Below are 6,799 nucleotides of genomic sequence, written 5' to 3' on the forward strand. Positions count from 1 at the left end.
GCCGCGATCAAGGCGTTCGTCGTCAACCGCGTCGGCGATCTCGGCTTCATGCTCGGTATCTTCGGCACGTTCCTCGTCTTCAAGACGGTGTCGATCCCCGGGATTCTCGCCGCCGCGCCGCATATGGCGGGCTCCACGATCGGCTTCCTGTGGTTCCGCGCCGACACGATGACGGTGCTGTGCCTGTTGCTGTTCGTCGGTGCCATGGGCAAGTCGGCGCAGCTCGGGCTCCACACCTGGTTGCCCGACGCAATGGAGGGGCCGACGCCCGTCTCCGCGCTGATCCATGCGGCGACGATGGTCACCGCCGGCGTATTCATGGTGTGCCGCCTGTCGCCGATGTTCGAGACGTCGCCGGTCGCGCTGACCTTCGTGACGACGATCGGCGCGGCGACGTGCCTGTTCGCCGCGACGGTCGCGCTGGTGCAGACCGACATCAAGCGCGTGATCGCCTATTCGACCTGTTCGCAGCTCGGCTACATGTTCTTCGCCGCCGGCATCGGTGCGTACGGATCGGCGATGTTCCATCTGTTCACGCACGCCTTCTTCAAGGCGCTGCTGTTCCTGGGTGCGGGCAGCGTGATCCACGCGATGCATCACGAACAGGACATGCGCTTCTATGGCGGCCTCAGGAAGAAGATCCCGGTCACCTTCTGGGGGATGATGGCGGGAACGCTCGCGATCACCGGCGTCGGCATTCCCGGGGTCTGGGGTCTGCCGCAGATCGGGTTCGCGGGTTTCCATTCCAAGGACGCGATCATCGAAGGCGCATGGGCATCGGGCAATGTCGGGGTGTGGATCGTCGGTGTCCTCGTCGCGCTGCTCACCAGTTTCTATTCGTGGCGGCTGATGTTCCTGACCTTCTGGGGTCAGCCGCGCTGGGCGCAGTCGGAGAATATCCGGCATGCGCTGCACGCCCACGATCATGATGGGGCGCACGGACATCACGACGAAGCGGCGGACGAACATGCCGGTCATGCCCCGGACATGCACGCGCCCGGTCAGCACGACCTGCCCGCCGCCACCGGCGGCTATCACCCGCACGAAAGCCCGCTCAACATGCTGATCCCGCTGATCGTCCTGTCGGTCGGCGCGGTCGCGGCGGGCTTTGTCTTCAAGGGATTCTTCATCGAGCCGATGGCGGGCCGGACCTATTGGCACGGCGCGGTCGCGTTCCGCGGCGAACTGATGGAGGCGATGGAAAGCGTGCCCGTGCCGATCAAGCTGGGCACCGCGATCGCGATGCTGCTCGGGCTGTTCACCGCCTGGTATGCCTATATCCGCAACCGCGATTTTCCCGCGCACGTCGCGGGGCAGTTCGCGGTGCTGCACGATTTCCTGCTGCACAAATGGTATTTCGACGAGCTGTACGACCTCCTGTTCGTACGACCGGCCTTCGCGATCGGGCGGCTGTTGTGGCACCGCGGCGACGAACAGACGATCAACCGCTTCGGTCCCGACGGATCGGCCTGGGTCGTCCAGTTCGGCAGCCGCGCCGCCGGACGCCTCCAGACGGGATATGTCTACACCTATGCCTTCGTCATGCTGATCGGGCTCACCGCCGCGGTCACCTGGGCGATCGGACTGTGAGATGACCGGTTTCCCGATCCTGTCCGTGATGCTCGCGGTGCCGATGGCGGCTGCAATCGCCTGTCTGTTCGTGTCTGCGGACAATGCCCGCCGTCTGGCGCTGGCCGCGACCTTGGTCGATCTCGCGCTCGGCATCGTCCTGTGGTCGGGCTACGACATCGGCGGCGCGCAGTGGCAATTCGTCGAATACGCCCCCGTGTTCGGCAGCTTCAACTGGGCGCTCGGCATCGATGGTTTCGCGCTGCTGCTGATCATGCTCAGCGTGTTCCTGATGCCGATCTGCATCGGCGCGAGCTGGCGGGCGATAACGATGCGCGTGCCCGAATATATGGCGGCGTTCCTGTTGACCGAGGTGCTGATGATCGGCACCTTCGCGGCGCAGGACCTGTTCCTGTTCTACATCTTTTTCGAAGCCGGCCTGATCCCGATGTACCTCATCATCGGCATCTGGGGCGGCGCGAACCGGATCTACGCGAGTTACAAGTTCTTCCTCTACACGCTGCTTGGCTCGGTCCTGATGTTCATCGCGATGCTGTACATGGCGATCCATGCGGGCACGACGAGCATCCCGGCGCTGATGCAGCACGACTTCCCCGCGCACGTCCAGACCTGGCTGTGGCTGGCGTTCTTCGCGTCGTTCGCGGTGAAGATGCCGATGTGGCCGGTCCACACCTGGCTGCCCGACGCGCATGTGCAGGCACCGACCGCAGGATCGGTGATCCTGGCGGGTGTCCTGCTGAAGCTCGGCGGATACGGGTTCCTGCGCTTTCTGCTGCCGATGTTCCCGGGCGCGAGCGGACAGCTGACCTGGCTGATCTTCACGCTCTCGGCGATCGCGGTGGTCTACACGAGCCTCGTCGCGCTGGTGCAGAACGACATGAAGAAGCTGATCGCCTATTCGTCGGTCGCGCATATGGCGATCGTGACGATCGGTCTCTACGCGTTCAACCGGCAGGGGATCGAGGGCGCGATGCTGATGATGCTCAGCCACGGGCTGGTATCGGGCGCGCTGTTCCTGTGCGTGGGCGTGATCTACGACCGGCTGCATACCCGCGAGATCAGCCGCTATGGCGGGTTGAGCATCAACATGCCGCGATACGCGCTATTTTTCCTTTTCTTCACGATGGCGTCGATCGGGTTGCCGGGGACGAGCGGCTTCGTCGCGGAGTTCCTGTCGCTGATGGGGACATACCAGGTGTCGACCTGGACGGCGCTGCTGTGCACCACGGGGATCATCCTGGGTGCCGGGTATATGCTGTATCTCTACCGGCGCGTGGCGTTCGGCGAGATCAAGGCGGACGATGTGCGCACGATGACGGACATGGACGGCCGCGAGCTGTGGCTGCTCGCCCCGATCGCCGCGGTGGTGCTGTGGATGGGCATCTATCCCGAAAGCTTCCTCAGCCCGATGCGCAAGGATGTCGGCGTGCTGCTCGCGCGGCTCGATCCTGCCGCGCCGCCCAGCGACAGCCGGCCGACGCCCGGTCGTATGACATTGCCCCGCGCGCAAGCGGAGGCGCAGTAATGGATTATATCGCGAGTTTGGCGATGACGCTGCCCGAGATGATCCTGTCGCTCGGCTCGGTCGCGCTGATGCTGGTGGCTGCCTGGGGTGGCCAGCAATCGACGCGGTTCATCTCGATCGCGTCGGTGTTCGTGCTGGCGGGGGCGGGGATCGCCCTGCTTGGGCCGGCCGGCTCCGGCGGCCCGGCGTTCGACGGGTTGTACCGCGCCGATGCGTTCGCCGCGTTCGCCAAGGTCCTGATCTATATCGCCTCCGCGATCGCGATCGTGATGGCGCCCGATTTCTTCCGCCGGACGACGGGCGACGATCTGCGCCCGGAATATCCCGTGCTGATCCTGCTGTCCGCCGCCGGCATGGGGGTCATGGTCTCCGCGGCGGACATGCTGACGCTGTATGTCGGCCTCGAACTGCAGAGCCTTGCGGCGTACGTGCTGGCGAGCTTCATGCGCCGCGACGGCCGGTCCGCGGAGGCGGGACTCAAATATTTCGTGCTGGGCGCGCTGGCGAGCGGCATCCTGCTCTACGGGATCAGCCTGGTGTACGGGTTCAGTGGCACGACGATGTTCGACGGGGTCGCGGCGGCTTACGCGGGGCCGAAGTCGCTCGGGCTGTTGTTCGGGCTGGTGTTCGTGTTCGCGGGGCTGGCGTTCAAGATCTCGGCGGTGCCGTTCCACATGTGGACGCCCGACGTGTACGAAGGCGCACCGACCCCGGTTACCGCGTTCTTCGCATCCGCGCCTAAGGTCGCCGCGATGGCGCTCAGCGTGCGCGTCGCCGTCGAGGCGATGGGGCCGGCGAGCAGCGACTGGCGGCAGATCGTGATCTTCGCGAGCCTCGCCTCGATCATCCTCGGCGCGGTCGCGGCGATCGGGCAGAGCAACGTCAAGCGGCTGCTCGCCTATTCGTCGATCAACAATGTCGGCTTCGCGCTGATCGGCCTGGCGGCCGGCACGCAGGAGGGCGTCGCGAGCGTCCTGATGTACCTGACCATCTATGTCGCGATGACGCTCGGGTCGTTCCTGGTCGTCCTCCAGATGCGCGACGATGCCGGTCAGCCGGTGGAAAGCATCGCGAGCCTGGCCGGCATGTCGCGCACGCGGCCGGGGCTTGCGGCGGCGCTGGCGATCTTCATGTTCTCGCTCGCCGGGATCCCGCCGCTGTTCGGTTTCTACGCCAAATTCGCGGTCTTCCATGCCGCGGTCGCGGCGGGGCTTTTCCCGCTGGCGGTGGTCGGGATCGCGGCGTCGGTGATCGGTGCCTATTATTACCTCCGCGTCGTGAAGACGATGTATTTCGACGATCCGGCACCCGCCTTCGCGGCGGTCGAGAACAAGGTCGAGGGTGGGCTGATCGCCATCGCCGCACTGTTCGTCTCGCCGTTCGGTTATCTCGCCATTCCGCTGCTGGGCGGCTGGACGATGGTGGCCGCCCGGTCGCTATTCTAGGCCTGTCGCGCTGAGCATGATCCGCACCGTCGCGGAGACGGGATCGACCAACGCCGACATGCTGGCCCTCGCGCGGAGCGGGGTGGCGGAGGGCGTGTGGCTGCGGGCCGAGCGGCAATCCGCGGGTCGGGGTCGGCTGGGGCGGGCGTGGGTGTCGCCGGCCGGGAATTTCTACGCGAGTACGGTTGTGCGGTTGCGGGGGACCGATCCTGCGGCTGCGACCTTGGCGCTGGTGGCGGCTGTGGCGGTGGAGGAGGGGGTTTCCGTGTATCTCCACCCCGGCGAAGGCCGGGGCCCGGTTACGAACGTCGATGAAACGAGGGGCATCGCTCACCAATCGGCGTTCTCCCGACTGGGCCCCGGCCTTGGCCGGGGTGGGTTGGAGCTCAAATGGCCCAACGACCTCCTGCTGCACGGCAAGAAACTCTCCGGCATCCTTCTCGAACGTGCCGACGACGCCGTCGTGATCGGTATCGGCGTCAACCTCGCATATCATCCCGATCTGTCCGACCGTCCGACAGCGAGCCTCGCGGATCAGGGCGCGACCGTCGCGCCCGCGGACTTCGCCGAAACGCTGGCCGAGGCTTTCGCGCGCTGGCTGGATCGGTGGCGCGGCGAAGGACTCGCGCCGATCCGCGCCCGCTGGCTCGAGCGTGCGCATCCGATCGGCACCGCGCTCACCGCGTCGCTGCCGGACGGCCAGGCGGTCGACGGGCTGTTCGACGGGCTGGACCATGACGGTGCACTCATGATGCGCCTGGCGGGCGGCGAGCGGCGTGTCATTCACGCCGCCGACATCTTCCTGCTATGACCGGCAAGTAGGGAAGGACCGCCGATGCTGCTCGCGATCGATGCCGGGAACACCAATGTCGTCTTCGCGCTGGTCGCGGGGGACCGGGTCAAGGCGCGCTGGCGGATCGCGACCGATCCCAGGCGGACCGCGGACGAATATGCGGTCTGGCTCAGCCAGTTGCTGGCGCTGGAGGGTTATACCCGCGACGACGTGACCGGCGTCATCGTCGCGACCGTCGTCCCCCGCGCGCTCCACAATCTCCAGGTGCTGAGCAGCAAATACTTCAGGACCGACGCGCTCATCGCGGGGCGTGCCCCCGTCGAATGGGGCATCGCGATCGACGTCGACGAACCCGCGTCGCTGGGCGCGGATCGCGCGGTCAACACGATCGCCGCGCATGCGCTGCACCCCGGCGACCTGATCGTCATCGACTTCGGCACTGCCACGACGGTCGATCTCGTCGACTATTCGGGCGCCTACAAGGGCGGCATCATCGCGCCGGGCATCAACCTGTCGCTCGACGCGCTCGTCACCGCCGCCGCGAAGCTGCCCCGCATAGCGATCGAGACACCGTCAGATACCAGCGTCATCGGGCGCAACACCACCAATCAGATGCATATCGGCATCTATTGGGGCTATGTTTCCATGATAGAGGGGCTGGTCGCGCGGATGAAGATCGAGGTCGGACGGCCCGTCAAGGTCGTTGCCACCGGCGGCCTCGCCACGCTGTTCGAGAAACATACGACCCTGTTCGACGTGATCGAACCCGACCTGACCATCAAGGGGCTGGCGATGCTGTGGGATCGCGCCCATATGTAACCCAATCAGCGCTCGCGCCGACCGGCCCGCGGGCGCGCTTCCATTTCCTTTTTCGAAAGCTTTCAATGACTCCCAAGAACGAACTTCTGTTCTGCGCGCTCGGTGGTTCGGGCGAGATCGGCATGAACGTCAATCTCTATGGCTGCCAGGGCAAATGGGTGATGATCGACTGCGGCATCACCTTCGCCGACGCCGGCTATCCCGGCATCGACGTGATCCTGCCCGATCTGTCCTTCATCGAGGAACGGCTCGACGATCTGGTCGGCATCGTGCTGACGCACGGGCATGAGGACCATATCGGCGCGCTGCCCTACCTCGCCGAGGATCTGGGCGTGCCGCTCTACGCCACCGCCTTCACCGCCGGTCTGATCCGCGGGAAGCTGGAGGAAGAGGGTATCGCGAACCGCGTGACGCTGAAGCTCGTCGAGCCCAACAAGCCGTTCAGGGTCGGGCCGTTCGGCTTCACCTTCGTCGGCGTGTCGCATTCGATACCCGAGGCGAACGCGCTGCTGATCGACACCCCCGTCGGCCGGGTGTTCCACACCGGCGACTGGAAGCTCGACGCCGCGCCGATCATCGGCAATCCCGCGACCGCCGCGCAGCTCGCCGCGATCGGCGACGACGGGG

At 65.9% G+C, this 6,799-nt stretch carries 6 protein-coding genes; all 6 read left to right on the forward strand.

Annotation, left to right across the window (positions count from 1 at the left end):
* The coding region (gene nuoL, locus ACFE7D_RS13495) for an NADH-quinone oxidoreductase subunit L (protein ID WP_375395933.1) at window positions 1-1,590 on the forward strand (1,590 nt) is incomplete at its 5' end.
* 1 nt (window position 1,591) lies between these two features.
* Window positions 1,592-3,115: an NADH-quinone oxidoreductase subunit M gene (locus ACFE7D_RS13500; protein WP_375395934.1), complete on the forward strand. Its 1,524-nt coding sequence runs from the start codon at window positions 1,592-1,594 to the stop codon at window positions 3,113-3,115.
* A complete protein-coding gene (nuoN, locus tag ACFE7D_RS13505) occupies window positions 3,115-4,560 on the forward strand; it encodes an NADH-quinone oxidoreductase subunit NuoN (protein WP_375395935.1) in 1,446 nt (481 codons plus the stop codon). Before ACFE7D_RS13500 ends, nuoN begins: the two co-directional genes overlap by 1 nt.
* Before the next feature lie 16 nt (window positions 4,561-4,576).
* Window positions 4,577-5,371, forward strand: coding sequence for a biotin--[acetyl-CoA-carboxylase] ligase (locus ACFE7D_RS13510; RefSeq protein WP_375395936.1), 795 nt, complete (start codon window positions 4,577-4,579; stop codon window positions 5,369-5,371).
* Between the two features lie 24 nt (window positions 5,372-5,395).
* On the forward strand, window positions 5,396-6,172 hold the full coding sequence (locus tag ACFE7D_RS13515; RefSeq protein ID WP_375395937.1) for a type III pantothenate kinase: 777 nt from the start codon (window positions 5,396-5,398) through the stop codon (window positions 6,170-6,172).
* 65 nt (window positions 6,173-6,237) lie between these two features.
* Window positions 6,238-6,799, forward strand: a 562-nt coding sequence (locus ACFE7D_RS13520) for an MBL fold metallo-hydrolase (protein WP_375395938.1), incomplete at its 3' end; no start/stop codon positions are given.

The organism is uncultured Sphingomonas sp. (assembly GCF_964244235.1).
GTDB lineage: Bacteria > Pseudomonadota > Alphaproteobacteria > Sphingomonadales > Sphingomonadaceae > Sphingomonas.

Excerpts from the sequence above, each read along its gene's own strand:
- ACFE7D_RS13500 (WP_375395934.1), top strand. The coding sequence starts at position 1,592 with ATGACCGGTTTCCCGATCCTGTCCGTGATGCTCGCGGTGCCGATGGCG.
- ACFE7D_RS13515 (WP_375395937.1), top strand. The coding sequence starts at position 5,396 with ATGCTGCTCGCGATCGATGCCGGGAACACCAATGTCGTCTTCGCGCTG.
- nuoN (WP_375395935.1), top strand. The coding sequence starts at position 3,115 with ATGGATTATATCGCGAGTTTGGCGATGACGCTGCCCGAGATGATCCTG.
- ACFE7D_RS13510 (WP_375395936.1), top strand. The coding sequence starts at position 4,577 with ATGATCCGCACCGTCGCGGAGACGGGATCGACCAACGCCGACATGCTG.